The organism is Falsiroseomonas sp. CW058, assembly GCF_050563535.1.
Classification (GTDB): domain Bacteria; phylum Pseudomonadota; class Alphaproteobacteria; order Acetobacterales; family Acetobacteraceae; genus Falsiroseomonas.
Genome location: NZ_JBNXUO010000024.1, coordinates 20,994 through 45,929, shown reverse-complemented (window position 1 = coordinate 45,929; position 24,936 = coordinate 20,994). Strand labels below are relative to the sequence as shown.

Here is a 24,936-nt window from a genome sequence, read left to right as displayed (position 1 = left end):
CCCCGCCGCCCGGCCGCCCCTTGCGCGGGGCGCCGGGTTGCGGTGCATAGTCCGCGGCCTGCGGCGGCCAGCCGCGCCGCGCCCTCGGGAGGTTTCAACCATGCTTCGACGCCATCTCCTCGCCGGGGCGGGGACCGCACTAGGTGCGTCGGCCCTGGGCCTGCCCGCCCTGGGCCAGGGCACGCAGGGCGCAGCCCGGGTGCTGAAGTTCATCCCGCAGGCGGACCTTGCGGTGCTCGACCCCATCGTGACCACCGCCTATGTCACGCGCCACCACGGCTACATGGTGTGGGACACGCTGTACGGCTTCGACGGGGACTACCAGCCGCAGCCGCAGATGGTCGAAGGCCACACGGTCGAGGATGACGGCCGGCGCGTGACGATGCGGCTGCGCGAAGGGCTGCGCTTCCACAACAACGAGCCCGTGCGGGCGCGTGACGCCGTCGCCTCCATCCGCCGCTGGGCCGCGCGGGACGCGCTCGGCCAGGCGCTGATGTCGGTGACGGAGGAACTGTCCGCCCCCGACGACCGCACGATCCGCTTCGTCCTGCGCCGCCCCTTCCCGCTGCTGTTCGAGGCGCTGGGCAAGCCTTCGACGCCTGTCTGCTTCATCATGCCGGAAAGCCTGGCGAGCCAGGACCCGAACACGCCGCTGCGCGGCGACCTCATCGGCTCCGGGCCCTTCCGCTACGCGGCGAATGAGCGTGTGCCGGGCGCGCGCGTGGTCTACACCCGCTTCGAAGGCTACCAGCCCCGCGCCGAGGGCACGCCGAGCTGGACGGCCGGGCCGAAGCGCGTGCACATCGACCGCGTCGAATGGCACGTCATGCCGGACCCCGCCACCGCGTCGGGCGCGCTGCAGAACGGCGAGATGGACTGGTGGGAACAGCCGACCGGCGACCTCCAGCCCGTGCTGCGACGCAACCGCAACGTGGTGCTGGAGATCCCGGACCCGACGGGGCTGATGGCGATCGCCCGGTTCAACCACCTGCATCCGCCCTTCAACAACCCGGCGATCCGCCGGGCGCTGCTCGGCGCCGTGAACCAGGCGGACTACATGACCGCGGTCATCGGCACCGACCGCAGCCTGTGGCGCGAGGGGGTGGGCTTCTTCCCGCCGGGCACGCCGCTCGCGTCCGATGTCGGGCTCGATGCGCTGACCTCGGCGCGGGACATGGACAAGGTGAAGCGGGACCTTGCGGCGGCCGGCTACAACGGCGAGAGGGTGACGCTGATCGCGGCGTCGGACTTCCCGTCCCTGAACGCGCTGGCGCAGGTGGGCAACGACATGCTGCGCCGCGCCGGCATGAATGTGGACTACGTCTCGACCGACTGGGGCACGGTGGTGCAGCGCCGCGCGAGCCGCGAGCCGGCGGAGCGCGGCGGCTGGAACATGTTCTTCACCTTCTGGGCGGGGGTGGACATGTTCAACCCGGGTGTCCACCAGTCGCTGCGCGGCCATGGCCAGCAGGCCTGGTTCGGCTGGCCGTCCATCCCGCGGCTCGAGGAACTGCGCCAGACCTGGTTCGAGGCGCCGGACCTCGCGGCGCAGCAGGCGGTGGCGCGGCAGATCCAGCAGGTGGCGTTCCAGGAAGTGCCCTACCTGCCGCTCGGCCAGTATTTTCAGGCGACGGCCTATCGCCGCGGCCTGACGGGCGTGCTGAAGGGCCTGCCGCTGTTCTGGAACGTGCAGCGCAGCTGACGCGCGCGCGGCCCGGTGCCGAAGGCCCGGGCCGCCCCGCCTTGCCGCTTGCGAGCGGCGGGATACCCTGTTCTGATCCCGGCGACAGGGACCAGGACGGGAGGGCAAGATGCTTCGCAGGAACCTGCTGGCCGCGGGGGCGGCGGCGTCGGCCGCCGGCGCGCTGCCGCGCTTCGCCATCGCCCAGCCCGCGTCGGCGCGCCTGCTGAAGATGGTGCCGCAGGCCAACCTCACCAGCCTCGACCCGATCTGGACCACGGCCAACGTCACCCGCAACCACGGCTACATGGTCTATGACACGCTCTACGGCATGGACGACGCCTTCCGTCCGCAGCCGCAGATGGCGGAAGGCCATGTCACGGAGGAGGAGGGGCGGCGCGTCACCGTCACGCTCCGCAGCGGGCTGAGGTTCCACGACGGGGAGGCGGTGCGCGCGGCGGACTGCGTCGCGTCGCTGGCGCGCTGGATGAAGCGCAGCCCGATCGGCCAGAAGCTCGAGCAGTTCGTGGACGCGGTGGAAGCGGATGGCGACCGCCGCATCGTCTTCCGCCTGAAGCGGCCCTTCCCGATGCTGATCGCGGCCCTGGCGCAGGTCTCGAACAGCCCGCCCTTCATCATGCCGGAGCGGATCGCCCGCACCGACCCCTTCCAGCAGGTGCGGGAGACGGTGGGCAGCGGACCCTTCCGCTTCGTGCCGGGCGAGTTCAATTCCGGCAGCCTCGCCGTCTATCAGCGCAACCCCGACTACAGCCCCACTCCCGCCGGCCGGCCGAGCCTGACGGCCGGGCCGAAGCTGGTGCATTTCGACCGCGTGGAGTGGCACATCATCGTCGATCCCAGCACCGCCGCCGCGGCGCTGCAGGCCGGCGAGATCGATTGGTACGAGCAGCCGCCGCCGGAGATCCAGACCCTGCTGCGGCGCAACCGCAACGTCAGCGTGGAGGCGATCGACCCGCTGCCGCTGGTGGGCGTGATGCGCTTCAACCACCTGCACCCGCCTTTCAATGACAAGCGGATGCGCCAGGCGATGCTGCCTGCGGTGAACCAGGCGGATTTCATGCAGGCGGTGAACGGGCCCGATCCGGCGCTGCACATGACGAATGTCGGCATCTTCACGCCGGGCACGCCGCTGGCGAACGATGCCGGCATGGCGCCGCTGTCGGGTCCGCGCAGCATCGACCGCGCGCGGGCGCTGATGCGGGAAGCCGGCTACGCCAACCAGCCGATGCGCCTGATCGGGCCGACCGACATCCTCGCGCCCTCCGCGATGACGCAGGTGGGCGCGGACCTGGTGCGGCGGCTCGGCTTCAACGCCGACATCGTGCTGAGCGACTGGGGCACCACGGTGCAGCGCCGCACGTCGAGGGAGCCGGTGGAGCGGGGCGGGTGGAGCATGCTGTTCACCAGCTTCTCCTCCTTCGACTTCGTCGATCCCTCCGCCCATTTCCCGCTGCGCGCCAACGGCACGGCGGCCTGGCCGGGATGGCCGACCATCCCGCGGCTGGAGGAACTGCGCGACGCCTGGTTCGTGGCGCCCGACCTGGCCGACCAGCAGCGCATCGCGCGGGAGATCCAGGAGGTGGCGATGGAGGAGCTGCCCTATGTCCCGGTGGGCGCCTATCTCTCGATCACCGCCCACCGGCGCAACCTGGTGGACCGCGTGAAGGGCATGGCGCTGTTCTGGGGGATGCGGCGGGCATGATCGGGCGAAGGGGCTTCCTGGCCGCCACCGGCGCGGCCGCCGCGGCGCCAAGCGTGGTGGGCGCGCAGGGTGGCGCGGCACGGGTGCTGCGGGTGATCCCGCAGGCGAACCTCACCTCGCTGGATCCGGTCTGGACCACCGCGGTGGTGACGCGCAACAACGCCTTCCTCGTCTTCGACCAGATCTGCGCGCAGGACGCCGCCGGCGCGATCCGTCCGCAGATGGCGGAGGGATGGCAGGTCTCGCCGGACCAGCTGAGCGTCGAGTTCACGCTGCGCGAGGGGCTCAGCTTCCACGACGGCGAACGGGTGCGGGCGGCCGACTGCGTCGCCTCCATCCAGCGCTGGGCGCGGCGCGACCCCTTCATGCAGGTGCTGGCGCCTCGCATTGCGGAGGTGGCGGCACTGGACGACCGGCGCTTCCGCTTCCGCCTGCACCGCCCCGTGCCGCTGCTGCTGGAGGCGATCGGTCAGACGCAGTTCCCCTGCTTCGTCATGCCCGAACGCCTGGCCCGCACCGACGCCTTCACCCAGCTGCGCGAAGCCGTGGGCAGCGGTCCCTTCCGCTTCGTGCCGGGCGAGTGGAACCCGGGCCAGCGCGCCGTCTATGCGCGCAACGAACGCTATGTCCCGCGGCAGGAGCCGGTGGACGGGCTGGCCGGCGGCCGCGCGCCACGGATCGACCGGGTCGAGTGGACGATCATCACCGACCCCGCCACCAGCGCCAATGCGGTGGTGCTGGGGGAACAGGACTACTGGGAGTATCCGCTGCACGACCTGCTGCCGCTGCTGCGCCGCGGGCGGGACGTGGTGGTGCAGCAGCGGCTGATGGACGGCACCTACGGCATCTGCCGCTTCAACACGCTGCACCCGCCCTTCAACAACCCCGCCATCCGCCGGGCCGTGGCGATGGCGGTGGACCAGCGCGACTACCTCCGCGCCGTGGCGGGCAACGAGCAGGATGGCTGGGGGGTCTGCGAGGGCGTGTTCACCTGCGACACGCCCCTGGCCAACGAGGCCGGCGGCGAGGTGCTGAAGACCCGCAGCATCGACCGCGCGCGCGCCGCCCTGCAGGCCGCGGGCTATGCCGGGGAGAAGGTGGTGCTGATCGCGCCCGGCGACTATCCGCAGATCAACGCGCTGTCGCTGGTGACGGCCGACCTGCTGCGCCGGCTGGGCATGAACCTCGAGGTTGTGGCGACGGACTGGGGCACGCTGGTGCAGCGCCGCGCCAGCAAGGAACCGGTGGAGCGGGGGGGATGGAGCGTGATCCACACCACCTCCTCCGGCCAGTCGCTGACGCAGCCCGTCACCCACCTGTTCCTGCGCGCCAATGGCAGCGACGCCTGGTTCGGCTGGCCCGAGGATGCCGAGATCGAGCGCCTGCGTGCGGCCTATGTGGACGCGCCCGATGCGGCCGGCCGCCGCGCGTCGGGGGAGGCGCTGAACGCGCGGGCGATGCAGGTGATGGCCTATGTGCCGCTCGGCTACTACTGGCAGCCGAGCGCCTGGCGCCGGAACCTGACGGGCGTGTTCCGCGCGCCGGCGACGGTGTTCTGGAACATCGGCAAGGGCTGAAGGGGGGGGGACACGTCCACCTGCCGGGCGGCCTGCATCCCCGGCGCAGCACGCGGCATGGGGAACGTGGCACGCGGCATGCAGAAGCTGTCCTGCATCGTGCCGGATGCGGCACTTCCGTGCCGCGAGGCGCTGGCGCGACGCACAGGGATGAGGCAGTCTGCTTCCCAAGCAGGCGGCTGAAGCAACAGGGAGAAACTGGGCGATGGATCGCAGGTCCTTCATCAAGGGCGGCGTCGCGGCGGGTGCCGCGGCCGCCGCTGGCGGGCTCGGCGCCCCGGCCTACAGCCAGGCGGCGAACCGCACGCTCCGCTTCGTGCCGCAGGCGAACCTCGCCAATTTCGACCCGATCTGGGGCACCCAGTACGTCGTCCGCAACGCCGCGGTGCTGGTCTGGGACACGCTGTACGGCTTCGACGACAAGCTCGAGGCGCAGCGCCAGATGGTGGAGAACGAGGAGGTCAGCCAGGACGGCAGGACCTGGACCTTCCGCCTGCGCGAGGGGCTGCGCTTCCATGACGGGGAGCCGGTGCGCGGACGGGACTGCGTCGCCTCCATCACCCGCTGGATGCCGCGCGACCCGATGGGCCAGCTGCTGCGCGCGATCAGCGAGGAGCTGGTGGCGGTGGACGACCGCACCTTCCGCTGGGTGCTGCGCCAGCCCTTCCCGAAGATGCGCATGGCGCTCGGCAAGAACGCGACGCCGATGTGCTTCATCATGCCGGAGCGCCTGGCGCGCACCGACCCTTTCACGCAGGTGAGCGAGTTCGTGGGCTCCGGCCCGATGCGCTTCGTGCGAAACGAATGGGTGCCCGGCGCGCGCGCGGTGTTCCAGCGCTTCGATCAGTACGTGCCCCGCAGCGAGCCGGCGAGCTGGCTTGCCGGCGGCAAGCGCATGGGCGTCGACCGCATCGAGTGGATCGTGATGCCGGACCCGGCCACCGCGTCGGCCGCGCTGCAGAACGGCGAGGTGGACTGGTGGGAGAACCCCATCACCGACCTGGTGCCGGTGCTGCGGCGCAACCGCAACATCGCCGTCGACATCGCCGACCCGCTCGGCAACATCGGCAGCTTCCGGATGAACCACCTGCACGCGCCCTTCAACAACGTGAAGGTGCGCCAGGCGGTGATGACCGCGCTGAACCAGGAAGACTACATGCGCGCCCTGGTCGGCGACGACCGGAACCTCTGGCGCGTGATGGGCGGCTTCTTCACCCCCGGCACCCCCCTCTACACCGAGGAGGGCGGGGAGATGATGAAGGCCGCGAACATGGACCGCGCCCGGTCCATGCTGCGCGAGAGCGGCTACAACAACGAGCCGGTGATCTGCATCGTCGCGCAGGACCAGTCCATCACCAAGGCCTTCGGCGACGTGACCGCGGACCTGCTGAAGCGGCTCGGGATGAACGTGGACTTCGTCGCGACGGACTGGGGCACGGTCGGCCAGCGCCGGGCCATGAAGAACCCGCCCAACCAGGGCGGCTGGAGCATGTTCCACACCTGGCATGCCGGCGCGGACGCGATCAACCCCGTGCTCTACAACGCGGTGCGCGCGAATGGCGACGGCGCCTGGTTCGGCTGGCCCAACATCCCCGCGCTGGAGGCGGAGGTGCCGAACTGGCTCGCCGCCGCCAGCCTGGAGGAGGAGCGCGCCGCCGTCGGCCGCCTGAACCGCGCGGCGGTGGAGAACGTGGTCTACGCGCCGACCGGCTTCTTCCTCAATTACCAGGCCTGGCGGCGCAACGTCTCCGGCATCCAGAAGGGGCCGATCCCCTTCGCCTGGGGCGTGTCCAAGAGCTGACCTGAAGGTAACAGACCCGGATGTTCGCTTACGTCGTCAGGCGCGTGCTGGCCACCATCCCAGTGATGGCGGTGGTCGCGCTGTTCGTCTTCTCGCTTCTCTACATCGCGCCCGGCGATCCCGCGGCGGTCATCGCGGGCGACCAGGCGACGCCCGCCGACGTGGAGCGCATCCGGGCGAGCCTCGGGCTCGACCGCCCCTACCTGGTGCGCTTCGGCGCCTGGGTGTGGGACATCCTGCGGGGCGACCTCGGCGTCTCGATCTTCACCAACCTGCCGGTCAGCACGATGATCGCGCAGCGGATCGAGCCGACGCTGTCGCTGATGGTCGTCACCCTGCTGCTGGCGGTGTCGGTCGCGGTGCCGATGGGGGTGATGGCGGCCTGGAAGCAGGGCACCATCATCGACCGCGCGGTGATGGGCTTCGCGGTGCTGGGCTTCTCGGTCCCGGTCTTCGTGGTGGGCTACCTGCTGGCCTATTTCTTCGCGCTGGAATGGGACCTGCTGCCGGTGCAGGGCTACACGCCCTTCGCCCGCGGCTTCCGACCCTGGCTGGAGAACTTGGTGCTGCCGGCCATCGCGCTGGGGTCAGTCTACATCGCGCTGATCGCGCGCATCACGCGGGCGACCATGCTCGAGGTGCTGCAGCAGGACTACATCCGCACGGCGCGCGCGAAGGGCGTGGGGCAGCGTTCGATCCTGTTCCTCCATGCGCTGAAGAACGCCGCGGTGCCCATCGTCACCGTCATCGGCATCGGCATCGCGCTGCTGATCGGCGGCGCGGTGGTCACCGAGAGCGTCTTCGCCATCCCGGGCCTGGGGCGGCTGACGGTGGATGCCATCCTGCGGCGCGACTACCCGGTGATCCAGGGCGTGGTGCTGCTGTTCAGCTTCGTCTACGTGCTGGTGAACCTGGCCATCGACCTCCTCTACACGCTGTTCGACCCGAGGATCCGGTATTGAGCACGACCGCGGACGCGCGCGGCATGGCCGCGACGACCCTGCCCCCCGGCATCGCCGCAGCGGCGCCGATGCCGGACATCCTGCCGGCGGTCACGCCGAAGCGGGGCTTCATCGGCTTCCTGCGGCGCAACCCCACCATCGCGCTCGGCGGCCTTCTGGTGCTGCTGATGATCGGCGTCGCCGTCTTCGCCCCCTTCCTGTGGACGAAGGACCCGACCGCGCTCGCCCCCGCGCTCCGCACGCGGGAGCCTTCGGCGCAGTGGTGGTTCGGCACCGACATGCTGGGGCGCGACGTCTATTCGCGCGTGCTCTACGGCACGCGGGTGTCGCTCACGGTCGGCTTCTCGGTGGCGATCTGCGCCTCGGCCATCGGGCTCACGATCGGGCTGATCTCGGGCTTCATCCGGGTGGCGGACGCGGTCATCATGCGGATCATGGACGGGATGATGTCCATCCCCTCCATCCTGCTGGCGATCGCGCTGATGGCGCTGACGCGGGGTTCGGTCGGCAACGTCATCCTCGCGATCACGGTGGCGGAGATCCCGCGCGTGTCGCGCCTGGTGCGCGGCGTGGTGCTCAGCTTGCGGGAGCAGCCCTATGTGGACGCCGCGGTGGCGGCGGGCACGCGCACGCCGATGATCATCCTGCGCCACATCCTGCCGAACACGCTGGCGCCGCTGACGGTGCAGGCGACCTACATCTGCGCCTCCGCCATGATCACGGAAGCCATCCTGTCCTTCATCGGCGCGGGTACGCCGCCCATCATCCCGTCCTGGGGGAACATCATGGCGGAAGGCCGCGCGCTGTGGCAGGTGAAGCCCTACATCGTCTTCTTCCCCGCCCTGTTCCTGTCCATCACCGTGCTGGCGGTCAACCTGCTCGGCGACGGGCTGCGCGACGCGCTCGACCCCCGCATGGCCAAGAGGCTCTGACCCTTATGGCGCTGCTCGAAGTCGAGAACCTGCAGACGCATTTCCGCACGCCGGACGGCATCAACCGCGCGGTGGACGGCGTGACCTTCCATGTCGAGGCCGGGGAGACGCTGGCGATCGTGGGCGAAAGCGGCTGCGGCAAGTCCGTGACCGCCATGTCCATCCTGCGCCTGATCCCGGAGCCGCCGGGCAGGATCGCGGGCGCCGTGCGCTTCAACGGCCGCAACCTGCTGGAGATGTCGGACCGCGAGATGCGGGCCATCCGCGGCAACGACATCTCCATGATCTTCCAGGAACCGATGACCAGCCTGAACCCGGTGCTGACCGTCGGGCGGCAGATCGGGGAGACGCTGCGCCTGCACCAGGGCCTGTCGAAGCAGCAGGCCGAGGAACGCGCGGTCGACATGCTGAACCTCGTCGGCATCCCGGAGGCCCGGCGCCGCGTGCGGGAATACCCGCACCAGCTTTCGGGCGGGATGCGCCAGCGGGTGATGATCGCCATCGCGCTGGCCTGCAACCCGAAGCTGCTGATCGCGGACGAGCCGACCACCGCGCTCGACGTCACGATCCAGGCGCAGATCCTGGACCTGATGCGCGACCTGAAGCACCGCGTCGGCGCGGCCATCGTGCTGATCACCCATGATCTCGGCGTGGTGGCCGAGGTCGCGGAGCGGGTGGTGGTGATGTATGCCGGCCGCAAGGTGGAGGAGGCGGCGGTGGGCAAGCTGTTCCGCACGCCGCGCCATCCCTACACGCAGGGGCTGCTCGGCTCGGTCCCGAAGCTCGGCTCCTCCCTGACGGGGGAGGAGACGCGCCTGTCCGAGATTCCCGGCCTGGTGCCGAGCCTGAAGGCCAAGATCCCCGGCTGCGTCTTCGCCAGCCGCTGCCCGCACGCGACCGACCTGTGCCGCGCTGTCGCGCCCGCGCTGGAGGAGAAGGCGCCCGGGCACGTCGCCGCCTGCCACTACGCGCCGCGCGAAGGAGCGCTTGCCGCATGAGCGCCCCCGCACCGCTGCTCCAGGTCAACGACCTCAAGAAGCATTTCCCGATCCGCGCCGGCTTCCTCGGCGGGGTCACCGGCCACGTCTTCGCGGTGGACGGCGTGTCCTTCGACATCCGCAGGGGAGAGACGCTGTCGCTGGTCGGCGAATCGGGCTGCGGCAAGTCCACCGTCGGCAAGGCGCTGCTGCGGCTGTTCCCGATCACCGGCGGGCAGGTCATCCTGGACGGCCAGCGCATCGACGACATGCCGGCGGGCACGCTGCGGCCGCTGCGGCGGCGGATGCAGGTGGTCTTCCAGGACCCCTTCAGCAGCCTGAACCCGCGCATGCGCGTGCGCGATATCCTGGCCGAGCCGATCCGCAACTTCGGCCTGGCGAAGGACGCGGCCGACCTCGACCGCCGCATCGACCAGCTGCTGGACCGCGTCCGGCTGCCGCGGGATGCGCAGCGCCGCTGGCCGCACGAATTCAGCGGCGGGCAGCGCCAGCGCATCGGCATCGCCCGCGCGCTGGCGGCGGAAGCGGATCTCATCATCTGTGACGAAGCGGTCAGCGCGCTCGACGTGTCGGTGAAGGCGCAGATCGTCAACCTGCTGCAGGACCTGCAGGCGGAACTCGGCCTCGCGCTGCTGTTCATCAGCCACGACCTCGCCATCGTGGAGCACATGACGCATCGGGTGGCGGTGATGTACCTCGGCAAGATCGTGGAGATCGCGCCGAAGCGCAGCCTCTTCGCCGCGCCGAAGCACCCCTACACCGAGGCGCTGCTGTCCGCCGTGCCGGTGCCCGAGCCCGGCGCGGCGAGGGAGCGCATCATCCTCAAGGGTGACGTGCCGAGCCCGATCAACCCCCCCACCGGCTGCCGCTTCCACACCCGCTGCCCCTACGCCTTCGACCGCTGCCGGGTGGAGGAGCCGCCGCTGCGGGTGGTGGCCGATGCGCTGGGGGAGGGCCATGTCGCGGCCTGCCACCTGCACGACCTGCCCGCGGCCGAGAACCCGCTGGCGGGCGCCAGGGGCGCGGCGCTGCTCGCGGTGCGCTGAGGGGGGGCGCCGCGCGCACGCTTGACGCGCGGAGGGCCGGAAGCGAGGCTTGCCCCCTGACGAACGACCCCCAATTCGGGGCGGTCATTCCTGTTTCGGGGGAGAGGCGCGATGCCGCAGGTCACGCTGAAGGTCAACGGCACCAGTCACACGGTCGAGGTCGAGGCCCGCACCCTGCTGGTGGACTTGCTGCGCGAGCAGCTGCGCCTGACGGGCACCCATGTCGGCTGCGACACGAGCCAGTGCGGCGCCTGCGTGATCCACATGGGCGGCGACAGCGTGAAGGCCTGCACCATCCTCGCCGTGCAGTGCGACGGCGCGGACATCACGACGATCGAGGGCCTGGCCGCGGCGGACGGCACGCTTCACCCGATGCAGGAGGCGTTCCGCGAGTACCACGCGCTGCAATGCGGCTTCTGCACGCCGGGGATGGTCATGTCGGCCATCGACCTGGTGAACAAGCACCCGGGCGGCCTGACCGAGAAGGAGATCCGCGAGGGGCTGGAGGGCAACATCTGCCGCTGCACCGGCTACCACAACATCGTCAAGGCGATCGCCGCCGCGGCCGATGTGATGCAGGGTCGCCGCAGCGAACTGGCCCGCGCCGCCGAATAGGGCGTCCCGGTCACGGGGAGGAACAAGAAAGATGAACGTGGTGGCACCCTTCGAGGGGATCGGCGCCAGCGTGCGCCGCAAGGAGGATTTCCGCTTCCTGCAGGGCCGCGGCCAGTACACCGACGACATCAACCGCCCCGGCCAGACCCATGCCTACATCCTGCGCAGCCCCCACGCCCATGCCGCGATCCGCGCCATCGACGCGGCCGCGGCGAAGGCGATGCCGGGCGTGAAGGCGGTGTTCACCGGCGAGGACATGGCGGCCGAGAACATCGGCGGCGTGCCATGCGGCTGGCAGATCCACAACAAGGACGGCACGCCGATGGCGGAGCCGCCGCATCCGGTGATCGCCATCGGCAAGGTGCGCCATGTCGGCGACCCCGTCGCGGTGGTGGTGGCGGAGACGCGGGCCCAGGCGCGCGATGCCGCCGAGGCCATCGTCGTGGACTACGACCCGCTGCCCGCCGTCGCCACCACGGAAGCCGCCATCGCACCCGGCGCGCCGCTGGTGCATGACGGGGCGCCGGGCAATCTCTGCTACGACTGGCACATCGGCGACAAGGCCGCGCTCGACGCCGCCTTCGCGCGCGCGGCACGCGTGGTGAAGTTCGAGACGACGAACAACCGCCTGGTGCCGAATGCGATGGAGCCCCGCGCGGCGATCGGCGAGTTCGACGCGATGGGCGGCGACTACACGCTCTACACCACCAGCCAGAACCCGCATGTGATCCGGCTGCTGATGGGCGCCTTCGTGCTGCACATCCCGGAAAGCAAGCTGCGCGTCGTGGCGCCCGATGTCGGCGGCGGCTTCGGCAGCAAGATCTACCACTACGCCGAGGAGGCGATCGTCACCTGGGCGGCGGCCAAGGTGAAGCGACCGGTGAAGTGGACCGCCGACCGGACCGAGAGCTTCATGTCGGACGCGCATGGCCGCGACCATGTGACGAGGGCAGAACTGGCCCTCGACCCGGATGGCAGGATCCTCGGCCTGCGGGTCCACACGCTGGCCAACATGGGCGCCTATCTCTCGACCTTCGCGCCCTGCGTGCCGACCTATCTCTACGCGACGCTGCTGGCCGGCGTGTACACCACGCCGGTGATCTATGCCGAGGTGAAGGCGGTCTTCACGAACACGGTGCCGGTCGATGCCTATCGCGGCGCCGGCCGGCCCGAGGCGACCTACCTGCTGGAACGTCTGATGGATGTCGCGGCGCGGGAAGCGGGCCTCGACCGCGTGGAGTTCCGCCGCCGCAACTTCATCCCCGTGGACGCCTTCCCCTACCAGACGCCGGTCGCGCTGCAATACGACAGCGGCGACTACGTCTCGACGCTCGAGCAGGCGCTGAAGACCGCGGACTGGGCGGGATTCGAGGCGCGGCGCGCGGCGGCCGCGGCGCAGGGCAAGCTGCGCGGAATCGGCATCTCCACCTATCTCGAAGCCTGCGGCATCGCGCCCTCGGCCGTGGTGGGGTCGCTCGGCGCGCGCGCGGGGCTCTATGAGGTGGGGACGATCCGCGTGCATCCGACGGGCAGCGTCACCGTGCTGACCGGCGCGCACAGCCACGGGCAGGGGCACGAGACGACCTTCGCACAGCTCGTCGCCGACAAGCTCGGCGTGCCGGTGGCGAATGTGGACATCGTGCATGGCGACACCGCCAAGGTGCCGTTCGGGATGGGTACCTACGGGTCGCGCAGCCTCGCCGTCGGCGGGTCGGCGATGGACAAGGCGATGGACAAGATCATCGCCAAGGGCAAGCGCATCGCCGCCCACCTGATGGAAGCCAGCGTCGAGGACGTTGAGTTCGAGCGTGGGACCTTCCGCGTGGCCGGCACCGACCGGACGAAGTCGCTGACCGACATCAGCCTCGCGGCCTATGTGCCCCACAACTACCCGATCGACGAGATCGAGCCGGGGCTGGAGGAGACCGCCTTCTACGACCCCAAGAACTTCACCTATCCCGGCGGCTGCCACATCGCCGAGGTGGAGATCGACCGCGAGACGGGCGAGGTCGCGGTGGTGAAGTTCACCGCTGTGGACGACGTTGGCCGTGTCATCAACCCGATGATCGTCGAGGGCCAGGTCCAGGGCGGCGTGGCGCAGGGCATCGGCCAGGCGCTGCTGGAGAGCGCGGTCTACGATGCGCAGGGCCAGCTGCTCAGCGGCTCGATGATGGACTACGCGATGCCGCGGGCGGCGCATCTGCCGCCCGTCGGCGTCGCCACCCACACCACGCTCTGCACGCACAACCCGCTCGGCGTGAAGGGCTGCGGCGAGGTGGGGGCCATCGGCTCGCCCCCTGCGGTCATCAACGCGGTGGTGGACGCGCTGCGGGACTTCGGCGTTGTGCATGTCGAGATGCCGGCCACGCCGGCGAAGATCTGGAAGATCATCCACGGCCATTCCATGGCGGCGGAATAGCGGAGACCTGCCGCCCGACCGCCGTGGGCGCAGCCCGGACGCGCGGATCGGCCGGCGACAGACGAACGGGAGTTCAGCAGGATGTACGACTTCAGCTACCACAAGCCCGCCTCGGTCGCCGATGCGGTCAAGCTGCTCGCGGCGGACCCGGATGCGCGCGCCATCTCCGGCGGGATGACGCTGCTGCCGGCGCTCAAGCTGCGGCTGAACAGGCCCACCGCCCTGGTGGACCTGTCCGGCATCGCGGAGCTGCGCGGCGTCCGGCGCGAGGGCAACGCGCTGGTCATCGGCGCGCTCACCCGCCACTACGAGATCGCGACCTCGGCCGAGGTGAAGGCGGCGATCCCCGCGCTGGCGGAACTCGCCTCGACCATCGGGGACACGCAGGTGCGCAACCGCGGCACCATGGGCGGATCGGTCGCGAACAACGACCCGGCCGCGGATTATCCGGCCGCCATCCTCGCGCTCGGCGGCACGATCCAGACGGACCGGCGGAAGATCGCGGCGGACGACTTCTTCCAGGGCATGTTCGCCACCGCGCTCGATGTCGGGGAGATCGTGACGGCGATCCACCTGCCGGTTCCGGAGAAAGCGGGCTACGCCAAGATGCGCAACCCGGCCAGCCGCTATTCCATGGCGGGCGTCTTCGTCGCGCGGGGACCGGCGGGCGTGCGAGTCGCCGTCAACGGCGCGGGCGCGAACGGCGCCTTCCGCCTGGCGGAGGCCGAGGCGGCGCTGTCCGCCAACTGGTCGCCCGACGCGGTGGCGGGGGTGAAGGTCGATGCGTCCAGCATGAACGGCGACATCCATGGCAGCGCCGAGTACCGCGCCCATCTGGTGACCGTCATGGCCAAGCGGGCGGTCGCCAACGCGGGCTGAAGGGCGGGGCGGGAGGGGCAGGCGCTCCTCCCGCCGCCCGGCGTCACGCGGCCAGCGGCACCTGCAGGCACAGGCTCTGCGTCGGCAGCACCTCGCGCCAGGCCTCGATCAGCCGCTTGTAGGCCAGGCCGACGCGCCGCGGCCTGCGGTCCAGGTCGTAGAGACCGCGCGGGTTCACGTCGCCCCGCTGCTCCCGCAGGGCATGCGTCCAGTCGATCTGGTCGGTCAGCGAATACCAGGTGAAGCCGAGCACGGGGATGCCTTCGCGACGTAGGCGCAGGATCCCGGACCACTGCTTCCAGAGCCAGTGCTCGGCCTCGTCGCCATTCGGGCCTTCGTCGAGGTTGGTCTCGGTGTGCATCACCGGCAGGCCGTAGCGCGCGTGGTAGTCCCGCGTCACCGTGTCGTAGCCGAACACCTCGCCCGCCCAGCGGCCATGGCCGTCCGCGTTCAGCAGGTGCTCGTTCGTCTGGTACCAATCATTGCCCATGACGCAGTGGCGCTTGAGGGCCGGGGCCTCGCGCAGGAAGAAGTGGTACTCCTCCCGCGTCATGCCGTTGTCGAGCAGGAATTCGTACATCGTGCTGTCGACGCGCCGGCCGTAGTTGAGGTCGAGCGTGAGGAACCGCTCCGCATTGCGGAACTCCGCATGCGGCACGGCCTTCGGGCACTCGGCGTGGAAGGCCTCCGTGCTCTCCGACTGGATGAACAGCGCATCCGGCCGGTGCCGCAGGATGGCGCGCATCGCGAGGACATTGGCGCGGACGATGTTCTTGATGGCGGTGACGTAGCTGCGGTCGTCGTGCCGCTGCTCGTTCCACCAGCCGTAGCGGGCGGAGAAGACGGCGGTGATGAACATCTCGTTCACCGGGGTGTAGAGCTGCACCCAGGGGAAGCGCCGCGCGAAATCGCCCGCGTACTCGGCGAAGATCGCCGGGAAGTCCGGGTTCTGGAAGTCGCCGATCCAGTCGGGCACGCCGAAGTGGCAGAGATCGACCACCGGGCGGATCGACATCCGCCGCAGCTCGGCGAAGGTTTCCTCGGCGAAGGCGAAGTCGTGGTGACCTGCGCCGCGCAGGCTGGTGTGCAGTTGCGGCCCGTAGCGCAGCGCGTCGCAGCCGAGATCCTTCACCAGCGCGAAATCCTCGCGCCAGCGGTCGTAGAAGCCGCATTCGCGCAGCTGGTCGCGGCGGATGCGCCCGTGCTGGATGGTGGGGGCGCTGTTCTCGATGCCGGTGGCGAACAGGAAGCCGTGATGGGGCACGAGGCCGGCCGAAGCGCCGGTCGGGCCGAGGGGCAACGCGGCGTCGAGCATCAGCGGGCGCTCCTGGAGCGTATGGGGGCTGGGCGGCGCATGGCGGGGTCCCTCCGTGCCGGCGCGATCACGAAGTATTGTATACCATAGACCTCGCGAAGCCGTGAACTCCGGATTTCACCCCTGGCGCGGAATTCCGATGCGGTTACATCGCCTGACGCGGGTGACGTCGGGAAGGGTGTCAGCGCGGCAGCGTCTCGACGAAGTATTCGTAGTTGTCGGCATTGGCCGCCGCCCGCTTCGGGTCCCGCTTCGCCAGGACAAGCGCGGCTTCCCGCCCATAGGCGTGGTCGTCCGTGCCGGCGGCCAGGTGCGACGCCTCATGGATCAGGATGCCCCAGCGCGAATCGACGCCGTCGTGCCCGGCCTCGAAGAAACGGGGACAGAGGCCGAGGATGGCCGCGCCGGGGCGCGTATAGGCCAGCGTGGTGCCCCGGCAGTCCGAGGGGACGTTGCAGAGGATCTTCAACTCCTCCGCCCGTTCAAGCTGGGCCGCGGTCCGTTCCAGTGCCCGCCGGACCGTGGCCGGCGGCGTGCTGCCGAACCAGCGGCGCAGATGCGGGTGGCCCGGCTCGTCCCGCGCCAGCCGCAGCGCGTCCCGCATCCGCGCTTGCGCCTCGCCGAGCGCGACCTGGAAGGCGCGACGGTGTTCGGCGACGCAGACCGGGCCGGGGATGCGCGCGGCGCTCGGCTCGGCCGGGGGCGGCTTGGGCGCCATCTCCCGGCCGAGTGCGGGGAAGCCTGCCAGGACCAGCGCCGCCAGCGCCAGCGGGGCGATCCGCGGCAGGGCAGGGCGGGTGCGGATGGCTTGTGCCATGGCGGTCTCCTCGGCGGCGGGTCGGCGCGCCCGGTCGGGATGATGGCGCAACATCTTGCCGTCATCATGCCGAAAGGCGGCTGGATCGGGGCGACGCGGCGGGGCGGCTTTCCGCCGTGCGGCGGGCGGGGCAGTCTCGGGCCGGGCAGGGCAGGGGGCCTCGGCGTGGAACTGGACGATCCGGCGGTGCTGGCGGAGGCGCGGGCGGTGTTCGACCGCTACGAGGCGGCGCTGATGGCGAACGAGACGGAAGTGCTCGACGCGATCTTCTGGGCCGATTCGCGCACGGTGCGCTTCGGCATCACGGAGATCCTCTACGGCCACGATGCGATCCGCGCCTTCCGCGCTTCGGTGCGGAGCTACGCGCAGCGGGTGCAGCGCCGGGTCCACATCACCGCCTTCGGCCGCGACGTCGCCTGCACCCACCTGGAATACGAACGCGTCGGCACCGGCCTGGTGGGGCGCGAGACGAAGGTGATGGCGCGCATCCCCGGCCAGGGCTGGCGCGTCGTCTCGGCCCATGTCTCGTTGCTGGCGGGCGCCGATCCGGGGCGCGCGATGCAGGAGTCGCCGCGATGAGCCGGCATGTCGTGGTGATCGGCGCGGGCATCGTGGGCGCGGCCACCGCGCTCGAGTCGCTGCGCGCCGGCTTCCGGGTGACGATCCTGGAGCCGGGCGAGCCCGGCGGGGAGCAGGCGGCCTCCTACGGCAATGGCTGCTGGCTGAGTCCTATGTCGGTCATCCCGCCTTCCACCCCCGGGCTGTGGCGGAAGGTGCCGAAGTTCCTGTCGGACCCGCTCGGCCCGCTCGCCATCCGCTGGTCCTACTTCCCGCGCGTGGCGCCCTGGCTCGCACGCTATCTGTGGGCGGGCTGGACGGAGGCGAAGGTGCAGCGGGCGGCGGAGGCGCTGCGCCCGCTGCTGGTGGATGCGCCGGCGCTGCACCGGGCGCTGGCCGAGGAAGCCGGCGTGCCCCAGCTGATCGAGCGGCGCGGCCTGATGTACATCTACGAGAGCCGCGCGCAGTTCGAATCCGAGGCGATGGCCTGGCGCGTGCGCCGCCGGGTCGGGATCGAGTGGCTGGAACTCGACGCCAACGACCTGCACCAGCGTGAGCCGGACCTCGACCGCCGCTACACCTTCGCGGCGCTGGTGGAGGAAGGCGGGCATTGCCGCGACCCCGGCGCCTATGTCGCGGCGCTGGTCGCGCAGGCGCGTGCCGAGGGGGCGGAGCTGCGCCGCGCCGCCGCCACCGGCTTCCGGATCGAGGACGGCGCGCTGCGGGCCGTCCTGACCGCCGGGGGGGAGGTGGCGGCCGACCATGCGGTGATCTGCGCCGGCGCGCATTCCCGCCGCCTGGCCGCCGCCGCGGGCAGCCGCGTGCCGCTGGAGACGGAGCGCGGCTATCACGCGATGATCGAGGCGCCGGAAGCCGGGCCGCGCACGCCGCTGATGCCCTTCGACGGCAAGATGTCGGTCACCTGGACCGACCGCGGCCTTCGCTGCGCCGGCCAGGTGGAGATCGCGGGGCTGGACGCCGCGCCGAACTGGAAACGGGCGGAGATCCTGCGCGACCACCTGCTGCGCAGCTTCCCGCGGCTGCCGCGCGACCTGCCGGCAGCGCGGGTGAAGGTCTGGATGGGGCACCGTCCCTCCATGCCCGACGGCCTGCCCTGCATCGGCCCGGCCGCGGCCAGCCGCGACGTGCTCTGCGCTTTCGGGCACGGGCATGTCGGGCTGGTGGCGGGGCCAAGGACGGCGCGGGTGGTGGCGGCGCTGCTGGCCGGACGTCCACCGGAGGTCGCAATCGAGCCGTTCCGCCCTTCGCGATTCGGTTGACAACGTTTAGCACTGGTTTTCTTTGCACGAGGGTGCCATCTTCCACGGTGGCGGCCCTGCATCGTGTCGGGTCGTGTCCACTGGTACGGATCGCATATCATCGTGTTTCCCGACAACGAACAGGGCGGCGGCGGGTCCGTCGAGGCCGAAGTTAAGTGGTACAACGCCCGCAAGGGCTTCGGCTTCGTTCTCGGCCCGGATGGGCAGGACGTCTTCTTCCACGCCTCGGCGCTGACCGAGGCAGGGATCGAACCGCCGGACACCGGCGACAAGCTGACGTGCGAGATCGGGACGGACCGGCAGGGCCGCCGCCTGGTGACGCGCATCTACTCCGTCACGAAGGGTCCGGGGGGCGGTGAGCGCCCGCGCCCGGGCGGCTTCGGCGATCGTCCGCCGCGGCGCGACTTCGGGGGCGGTGGCGGCTTCGGCGATCGTCCGCCGCGGCGCGACTTCGGGGGCGGCGGCGGCTTCGGTGACCGTCCGCCGCGGCGCGACTTCGGTGGCGGCGGCTACGGCGGTGGTGGCGGCTTCGGGGGCGGTGGCGGCTTCGGCGATCGTCCGCCGCGGCGCGACTTCGGCGGCCCTCCGGGCGGCGGCTTCGGCGCGCCCCGCGGCGGTGGCTTCGGCGACCGTCCCCCGCGGCGCGACTCCGGGCGCGACGAGGGTGGCCCGACCTATGCCGTGAACGGCACCGTGAAGTGGTTCGACCAGGTTCGCGGCTTCGGCTTCGTGACGCCGGACGATGGCGGGCAGGACGTGTTCCTGCACTCCTCCGTCCTGCAGCGTGCCGGCCGACAGGATGTGCAGCAGGGCGAGAAGGTCGCCCTCGACGTCCGTGATGGGCAGCGCGGCCGCCAGGCCGTCAACATGAAGGAATAGTCCCGCTTTCCGAAGCGGGCCGCGAAGCCCCGGTCGCCCAGGCGGCCGGGGTTTTTCGTGTCCGGCCCGCGCCCTCGGGCCAGCGTTAACGGTTTTCTGCGAGGTTGTTGCCAAGGCGCCCTGATCCTTTACCTTCTGTTCATGCCTACGGGCGCACCTCTGATGCCGGCGCCAGGACCGCGCCGCCGAGAGGAGCGCCCGATGCCGATCCCGCCACCCCTGATGACCCCCATCTGGCACGGCGCACCCGCCGGCGGGCCGGGGCCCGACGCATCCTGGGCCGCATGGACCGGCCCCGCGGCGGGGTGGGGGGAGCGCCTGCTCGGTCTCGCCATGGGCATCCTGCATCCGCCGGGCGGGTTGCCGCCTCTGCAACGGCGCGAGGCGGAGGACGGGACCGGTGCCCTGGCCGCGGCCGTCGCCGCCGTGGTCGCCATCGCCGCGCAGCGCGCCCGCGCCGCCGGGGACCTGCCCCGGCTCCGCGCCGTCATCGACCGTGCGCTAGACGCCGCCGAACCAGCGGAGGAGGAGGTGGCCGATGCCGCCCTGCCCTGCATCGCCGATGCCGACCCGGCCGAGGAGCGGCGGCGCCTGATGGCCCTCGCCCGGCGGCAGGGCTGAGGGTCAGAAGCGCCGCGGCCGCAGCCCGCCGTGGAACCAGCTGACCAGCGTGTAGATGTCGAAGACCGGCAGCCCGATCTCCTCCCGCAGGGCCGCCGCATAGGGCGGCATGTTGGTGCATTCCAGCACGATGGCGCCGATCTCCGGATGGCGCGCCACGAGGCGCCGGCCTGCCTCCAGGATGTCCTGCGCGGCGAGGGCGACGTCCATGTCCTGCTTCTCGGCGGTGATGAGCACCCGGAAGAACTCCCGCCCGCCCTCCGTGCCTTCCACCGGCACGTCCCGCGGCACACCGGCCGCATCCAGATGCGCGGGCGTGAGCGAGGCGCGGCTGACCGTGATGACGCCGACTCGCCTGCCGGGCGGCAGCGTCGCCTGCACCCAGGGGACCTGCATCAGCGAGGAGGTCGCGACCGGCACCTTCACCGCCGCCGCCATCTCCGCCTGGAACAGCGACAGGAAGCCGCAATTGGTGGTGATGGCCTCCGCGCCCAGATCCACCAGGTCCTGCGCGGCGGCGATGAAGTCCGGCAGCAGGCCCTTCGCGCCGCCCAGCACCACGCGCTCCGGGCTTGCGCCCCGCACCACGCGGAACAGCACGGGGAAGGGCCATGTGCCCGCATTGCCCATGTCGCCGGGGATGCGGGGGAATCGCGCCTCGAGCATGAGGATGCCGAGCGGCGCGCCGTAGATGGATTTGCCACCGCGGGCGAGGCGGGGAGCATCGGGCGGATATGTCATGCCCGGAGCGTAGCGCGACCCCGCCCCGCGGCAAGCAGGCCGCGCGCAGGGGCTTGCGCGACGCGTCCCGACCGCCTCAATTCGGGATCACGACCGGCCGGAGAGACGATGATGCGCCTGACGCGACGCCTGCTTGTCCCGCTGCTCGCCCTGCTCGGTGCCGCGCCGGCGGCGGCGCAGGATGCGCCCTGGCCGTCCCGGCCCATCGAGTTCCTCGCGGGGTTCCCGAACGGGTCCGGCGTCGACATCTACCAGCGCCGGCTTGCCGCGCCGCTGTCCCGCGCGCTCGGCGTGCCGGTGGTGGTGAACAACCGGGTCGGCGCGGGCGGCAACATCGCCTCCGACGCGGTGGCAAAGGCGCGGCCGGATGGCTACCTCATCCTGTTCGGCACGGCGGGCACGCACGCCATCAACCAGACGCTCTACCGGCGCCTGCCCTTCAACGTGCTGACAGACTTCACCCCGATCGCCCATCTCGGCGACGTGCCGAATGTGATGATCACCTCGATCGAGCGGCGGCCGCAGTACCGCACCTGCATGGACGTGGTGAACGATGCCCGCGCGCGGCCGGGCGCGCTGAACTATCCCAGCACCGGCAATGGCGCGTCGACGCACCTGGCCGGCGCGCTCTTCGCCACCCGGGCGGGGCTCGACGTGGTGCATGTGCCCTTCCCGGGCCAGGGTGGGGCGGTGACCTCGCTGCTCGGCGGGCAGACGGATTTCTTCTTCAACCAGACCGGCCCGGCGCTGGGCATGATCCAGCAGGGCCAGGTGCGGGGCCTGGCCGTCACCACCCGCCAGCGCATCGCCGCGCTGCCCGACGTGCCGACGGTGGCCGAGGCCTGCGGCCTGCCCGACTTCGAGAGCACGACCTGGTACGGCGTCTTCGGCCCCCCCGGCCTGCCGGAGGCGATCACCCGCCGGCTGAACGAGGAGATCGTGAAGATCGTCGAGGAGCCGGAATTTCGCCGCTGGCTGACCGACAGCCAGGGCATCGACCCGCCGGCGATCCGCACCCCGGCCGATTTCCGCGCGGTGCAGGAACGCGACGTGGCCCGCTGGGCGCAGGTGGTGCGGGACGCGCGGGCCACGGTGGACTGATCCGATCGGTCGAATGCTTCGACCGATCGCATGACGTTGTCGGACCCTCAAGCGCCGGGCGCGCGCTCCGCGCGTTCGGCTGCGCGCCACTTGGCGCGGCGGCCGTTCGGCCAGCTGCGCCGGCCGCATGGGTCGTTCGGTTCCACCGGGCGCATGAGCGCGGCGCGGAGCCTCCCCCTGCGCTGGGGAAGGCGCCGCGTCAGTTCCGGCGGCGCCGCTGCTCGGCCTCCTCGCGGCGCATCTGGACGAACAGCTCGTATTCCTCGTGCCGCGTCGGGACCCAGCCGATCACCGTGCCGCGCTCCACCGCGCGGTGGATCTCGGGCGCCGCGGTCGGCAGTGCCAGGTGGAAGGCGGTCAGGTCGCGCTTGAAGGCGTCCGGCGTGTCCTTGCGCACCACCAGCGGGCCGTTCTGGATGGGCTGGGAACGCCAGATGATGCGGATGTCGCGCATGTTGAGCAGGCCCTTCTCCGCCGTCGCGCGCAGCATGCCGCGGGTGAAGCCCTCGCTCTCCTCGCCGACGCCGGATGCCCAGGTGACGCCCGCATCGTATTGCCGGCCGAGCACGGCGACGATCGCCTGCTCATGCCCGCCGGCGAAGCCGGAGCGGCCGAAATAGGTGTCGGGGTTGATGCCCTGCGCGCGCAGCGCCGCGCGCGGGATCAGGTAGCCCGAGGCGCTGTTCGGGTCCGACCAGCCCATCGCCCGCCCGCGCATCCCTTCCAGGCTGGTGATGCCGGAATCCGCGCGGGTGAACATCACCGCCACGTAGCTGGTGCTGCCATCCGCTTCCTGCGTCACCAGGAAGGGTTCGACATTGCCGTTGGATTCGGCCCAGGCCGCCGCATAGGCGGCGGGCGACATGGACGCCATCTCGATATGGCGGCCGGCGAAGGCCTGCACCACGCCGGAGTAGTCGGAAGCCTGGAACAGCCGGACGGGGACGCCGAAGGTGTCCTCCATCAGCCGGCCATAGGCGCCGTAGCGGCCCATCCGGTCGGCCTCGTTCTCGCCGCCGAGGATGCCGACGCGGATCTGGGGGACCTGCTGCGCCCAGGCGCGGCGCCCCCGTTCGGGCATGGGATGCGGGCCCTGCCGCTGCTGCGCTGCGGCGGCGAAGGGGGCGAGGAGGGAGGCGGCCAGGACGCCGCGGCGCAGGACAGGCATGGGGGAGGGGCTCCGGCTGCGTGGTGGGGTGCGCCAGCCTAGCGCCTGATCCGCGGTGGCGGAATCGCCGGAGCGGTGAATCAGCCCCGGGACGAGGGCTGCGGCGCATGCCCCGGCTGACCACCACCCGACGAGCGTCAGGTTGGGTGCCATGCCGGGCGGGAAGCCTGTGCAGGCCGCGCGCCGGCTGCGTCAGTTCGCCCGCAGCAGCCGCTTCGACCGCGTCCAGCCCCTGGCCAGCGCGCGGCAATGGCAGGCGACGTGGGGCGCGACCGCCTCACACCAGCCGCGGATTTCCGCATTTGCGGCGCGCAGGCGCTCGGCGGCCTCATTGGCTTCCTCCGCCAGCCTGGCCTCGTCGAGGCCGAGCACCACGCGGTCCCGCAGCTTCCACTCGCCGCCCACCATCACGTCGGTCACCGCGCTGCCATCCTCGGTCCAGACAAGCTGGTTGGCGGCATCGTTCAGCGGCGCCCAGTTGACGTGGCGCAGGTCCAGCAGCACCAGGTCCGCGGCCCGGCCCGGCTCGATCGTGCCGCCTTCCAGCCCCAGCAGCTTCGAGGACCCGGCGGTGGCCAGCCGCACCGTCTCGGCGGTGCCGAGCCAGTCGGCTTCCTCCGCATCCTCCCAAAGGCGGGACGCGAAGGCGGCAAGGCGCATCGCCTCGAACATGTTCTGGTTGTCGGAGGAGGAGGAGCCGTCGGTGCCGATGCCCACCGTCACGCCCGAGCGGACCGCCTTGCGAACCGGCGCGATGCCGGAGGCGAGGCGCATGTTGGCGCCCGGGTTGTGCGACAGCCCGCCGCCGCGCCGCGCCAGCAGGTCCAGGTCGCCATCGGTCAGCCACACCCCATGCGCCACGCTGAACCACGGCCCGACCAGGCCCAGGCGGTCCATGTGCTCCAGCAGCGTCGCGCCGCCGTAGCGGGCCTCGCCCCCCGCAGCCTGGTAGCGCGCTTCCGCCACATGGCTCTGCATCCGCAGCCCGTACTCCGCCGACAGTGCGCGGCAGGCCTTCAGGAACTCGTCCGTGCCGTGCAGCGGGATGGTGGGCGCGCAGCCAAGCCGGATGTTGCGCCGCGCATGGGACCAGGACTGCGCGGCGGCCCCGATGGCGCCGGTGATCTGCTCGATCGAGGCCAGCCGCATGCCGCCCGCGCGGGTCCGGTACGGCTCGGGCAGGGCCTCCACCAGGCCGGGCGTGGCCTGGAAGAAGGTGAGGTCGCCGACCATCGGCGCGATCACCGCACGCAGCCCGACGCTGGCATAGGCATCCGCCATGGCGTCCAGCCCCTCGGTCGTGGGGCAGGGGAATTCGAAGGGCAGGTCGAAGACCGCGGTGCAGCCCTTCTTCAAGTTCTCCACCGCGTTCAGCGCGGTGGAGAGCCACTTGTCCCGCAGCAGGCGCCCGCCGCTGATCCAGGGTGCATGGGTCAGCAGTGCCGCAAGGTCCCACTTGTCCCCCGCGCCCTTCGACAGGCCGCCATGCCCATGGGTGTGCCCGTTGACGAGGCCCGGGATGACGAGGCGGTGCGCGGCATCGAAGGGCTTCGCATCGCCTGCGTGGGTGCCGGGCGGCAGCAGGGCGGCGATGCGGCCATCCTCCACCAGCAGGTCGGCCCTCGGCGCGGACAGGGCATCGGGGGCGAGGACACGCGCCCCGGTCAGCAGCAGCTTCTGCGGCATCTCATCCGTTCCTCCGGTGCGGGTGGACTGATGCCGCAGCCCGCGCCGCGGCACCAGCCGTGTTCACCCGGTGGTCATACCCGGCTCACGAAATCCCGACCTGCGGCCCGCGCAGCGGGCCGAGCGCCCGAACGGGC

General features: G+C 71.3%; 21 protein-coding genes. 16 read left to right on the top strand and 5 right to left on the bottom strand.

Annotation, left to right across the window (positions count from 1 at the left end; genetic code table 11):
* Positions 1-100 precede the first annotated feature (100 nt).
* The 11 genes from ACK8OX_RS18085 (at position 101) to ACK8OX_RS18035 (ending at position 14,633) form a co-directional block, all read left to right on the top strand.
* Positions 101-1,702, top strand: a complete 1,602-nt coding sequence (locus ACK8OX_RS18085; RefSeq protein WP_430665629.1) for an ABC transporter substrate-binding protein — start codon at positions 101-103, stop codon at positions 1,700-1,702.
* Positions 1,703-1,811: 109 nt separating this feature from the next.
* The gene (locus ACK8OX_RS18080; RefSeq protein ID WP_430665628.1) at positions 1,812-3,404 is read left to right on the top strand and encodes an ABC transporter substrate-binding protein; all 1,593 of its coding nucleotides are present in this window, start codon (positions 1,812-1,814) and stop codon (positions 3,402-3,404) included.
* Positions 3,401-4,981 carry an ABC transporter substrate-binding protein gene (locus ACK8OX_RS18075; protein ID WP_430665627.1) on the top strand — a complete coding sequence of 527 codons (1,581 nt, stop codon included), beginning with the start codon at positions 3,401-3,403 and terminating at the stop codon, positions 4,979-4,981. Before ACK8OX_RS18080 ends, ACK8OX_RS18075 begins: the two co-directional genes overlap by 4 nt.
* A gap of 205 nt (positions 4,982-5,186) precedes the next feature.
* A complete protein-coding gene (locus ACK8OX_RS18070; RefSeq protein WP_430665626.1) occupies positions 5,187-6,782 on the top strand; it encodes an ABC transporter substrate-binding protein in 1,596 nt (531 codons plus the stop codon).
* A gap of 20 nt (positions 6,783-6,802) precedes the next feature.
* Positions 6,803-7,744: an ABC transporter permease gene (locus ACK8OX_RS18065; protein WP_430665625.1), complete on the top strand. Its 942-nt coding sequence runs from the start codon at positions 6,803-6,805 to the stop codon at positions 7,742-7,744.
* Positions 7,741-8,676 (top strand): ABC transporter permease, encoded by a 936-nt coding sequence (locus ACK8OX_RS18060; RefSeq protein ID WP_430665624.1) that lies wholly within the window; start codon positions 7,741-7,743, stop codon positions 8,674-8,676. The genes ACK8OX_RS18065 and ACK8OX_RS18060 overlap by 4 nt, the downstream gene beginning before the upstream one ends.
* A gap of 5 nt (positions 8,677-8,681) precedes the next feature.
* Positions 8,682-9,674 carry an ABC transporter ATP-binding protein gene (locus ACK8OX_RS18055; protein ID WP_430665623.1) on the top strand — a complete coding sequence of 331 codons (993 nt, stop codon included), beginning with the start codon at positions 8,682-8,684 and terminating at the stop codon, positions 9,672-9,674.
* Positions 9,671-10,720, top strand: a complete 1,050-nt coding sequence (locus ACK8OX_RS18050) for an ABC transporter ATP-binding protein (protein WP_430665622.1) — start codon at positions 9,671-9,673, stop codon at positions 10,718-10,720. The genes ACK8OX_RS18055 and ACK8OX_RS18050 overlap by 4 nt, the downstream gene beginning before the upstream one ends.
* Positions 10,721-10,831: 111 nt before the next feature.
* Complete coding sequence (locus ACK8OX_RS18045; RefSeq protein WP_430665621.1) at positions 10,832-11,335, top strand: (2Fe-2S)-binding protein; 504 nt, start codon at positions 10,832-10,834, stop codon at positions 11,333-11,335.
* A gap of 31 nt (positions 11,336-11,366) precedes the next feature.
* Entirely contained in the window at positions 11,367-13,754 is a 2,388-nt protein-coding gene (locus ACK8OX_RS18040) for a xanthine dehydrogenase family protein molybdopterin-binding subunit (RefSeq protein ID WP_430665620.1), read from the top strand.
* Between the two features lie 81 nt (positions 13,755-13,835).
* Entirely contained in the window at positions 13,836-14,633 is a 798-nt protein-coding gene (locus ACK8OX_RS18035) for an FAD binding domain-containing protein (RefSeq protein ID WP_430665619.1), read from the top strand.
* 43 nt (positions 14,634-14,676) lie between these two features.
* Here the strand turns inward: ACK8OX_RS18035 and ACK8OX_RS18030 are convergent, their stop codons facing one another.
* Both ACK8OX_RS18030 and ACK8OX_RS18025 read right to left on the bottom strand, forming a co-directional pair.
* A complete protein-coding gene (locus tag ACK8OX_RS18030; protein WP_430665618.1) occupies positions 14,677-15,948 on the bottom strand; it encodes a family 1 glycosylhydrolase in 1,272 nt (423 codons plus the stop codon).
* Positions 15,949-16,129: 181 nt separating this feature from the next.
* Positions 16,130-16,765: a M35 family metallopeptidase gene (locus ACK8OX_RS18025; RefSeq protein ID WP_430665617.1), complete on the bottom strand. Its 636-nt coding sequence runs from the start codon at positions 16,763-16,765 to the stop codon at positions 16,130-16,132.
* Positions 16,766-16,930: 165 nt separating this feature from the next.
* On the opposite strand from ACK8OX_RS18025, the gene ACK8OX_RS18020 reads away from it, so the two are divergent.
* The 4 genes from ACK8OX_RS18020 to ACK8OX_RS18005 all read left to right on the top strand — a co-directional run bounded on the left by ACK8OX_RS18020 (position 16,931) and on the right by ACK8OX_RS18005 (position 20,103).
* The gene (locus tag ACK8OX_RS18020; protein WP_430665616.1) at positions 16,931-17,344 is read left to right on the top strand and encodes an AtzH-like domain-containing protein; all 414 of its coding nucleotides are present in this window, start codon (positions 16,931-16,933) and stop codon (positions 17,342-17,344) included.
* Positions 17,341-18,603: an NAD(P)/FAD-dependent oxidoreductase gene (locus ACK8OX_RS18015; RefSeq protein ID WP_430665615.1), complete on the top strand. Its 1,263-nt coding sequence runs from the start codon at positions 17,341-17,343 to the stop codon at positions 18,601-18,603. Before ACK8OX_RS18020 ends, ACK8OX_RS18015 begins: the two co-directional genes overlap by 4 nt.
* A 102-nt stretch (positions 18,604-18,705) precedes the next feature.
* Positions 18,706-19,482, top strand: coding sequence for a cold-shock protein (locus ACK8OX_RS18010; RefSeq protein WP_430665614.1), 777 nt, complete (start codon positions 18,706-18,708; stop codon positions 19,480-19,482).
* A 222-nt stretch (positions 19,483-19,704) separates the two neighbouring features.
* On the top strand, positions 19,705-20,103 hold the full coding sequence (locus ACK8OX_RS18005) for a hypothetical protein (RefSeq protein WP_430665613.1): 399 nt from the start codon (positions 19,705-19,707) through the stop codon (positions 20,101-20,103).
* Between the two features lie 3 nt (positions 20,104-20,106).
* On the opposite strand, the gene ACK8OX_RS18000 is transcribed toward ACK8OX_RS18005, so the two are convergent.
* Positions 20,107-20,844, bottom strand: a complete 738-nt coding sequence (locus tag ACK8OX_RS18000) for an aspartate/glutamate racemase family protein (RefSeq protein ID WP_430665612.1) — start codon at positions 20,842-20,844, stop codon at positions 20,107-20,109.
* 108 nt (positions 20,845-20,952) lie between these two features.
* Between ACK8OX_RS18000 and ACK8OX_RS17995 the strand changes: the two genes are divergently transcribed.
* The gene (locus tag ACK8OX_RS17995; RefSeq protein ID WP_430665611.1) at positions 20,953-21,945 is read left to right on the top strand and encodes a Bug family tripartite tricarboxylate transporter substrate binding protein; all 993 of its coding nucleotides are present in this window, start codon (positions 20,953-20,955) and stop codon (positions 21,943-21,945) included.
* 199 nt (positions 21,946-22,144) lie between these two features.
* On the opposite strand, the gene phnD is transcribed toward ACK8OX_RS17995, so the two are convergent.
* Together phnD and ACK8OX_RS17985 are read right to left on the bottom strand one after the other, a co-directional pair.
* Positions 22,145-23,113, bottom strand: coding sequence for a phosphate/phosphite/phosphonate ABC transporter substrate-binding protein (gene phnD / locus ACK8OX_RS17990; RefSeq protein ID WP_430665610.1), 969 nt, complete (start codon positions 23,111-23,113; stop codon positions 22,145-22,147).
* A gap of 192 nt (positions 23,114-23,305) precedes the next feature.
* Positions 23,306-24,799, bottom strand: a complete 1,494-nt coding sequence (locus ACK8OX_RS17985) for an amidohydrolase family protein (RefSeq protein WP_430665609.1) — start codon at positions 24,797-24,799, stop codon at positions 23,306-23,308.
* Positions 24,800-24,936 lie beyond the last annotated feature (137 nt).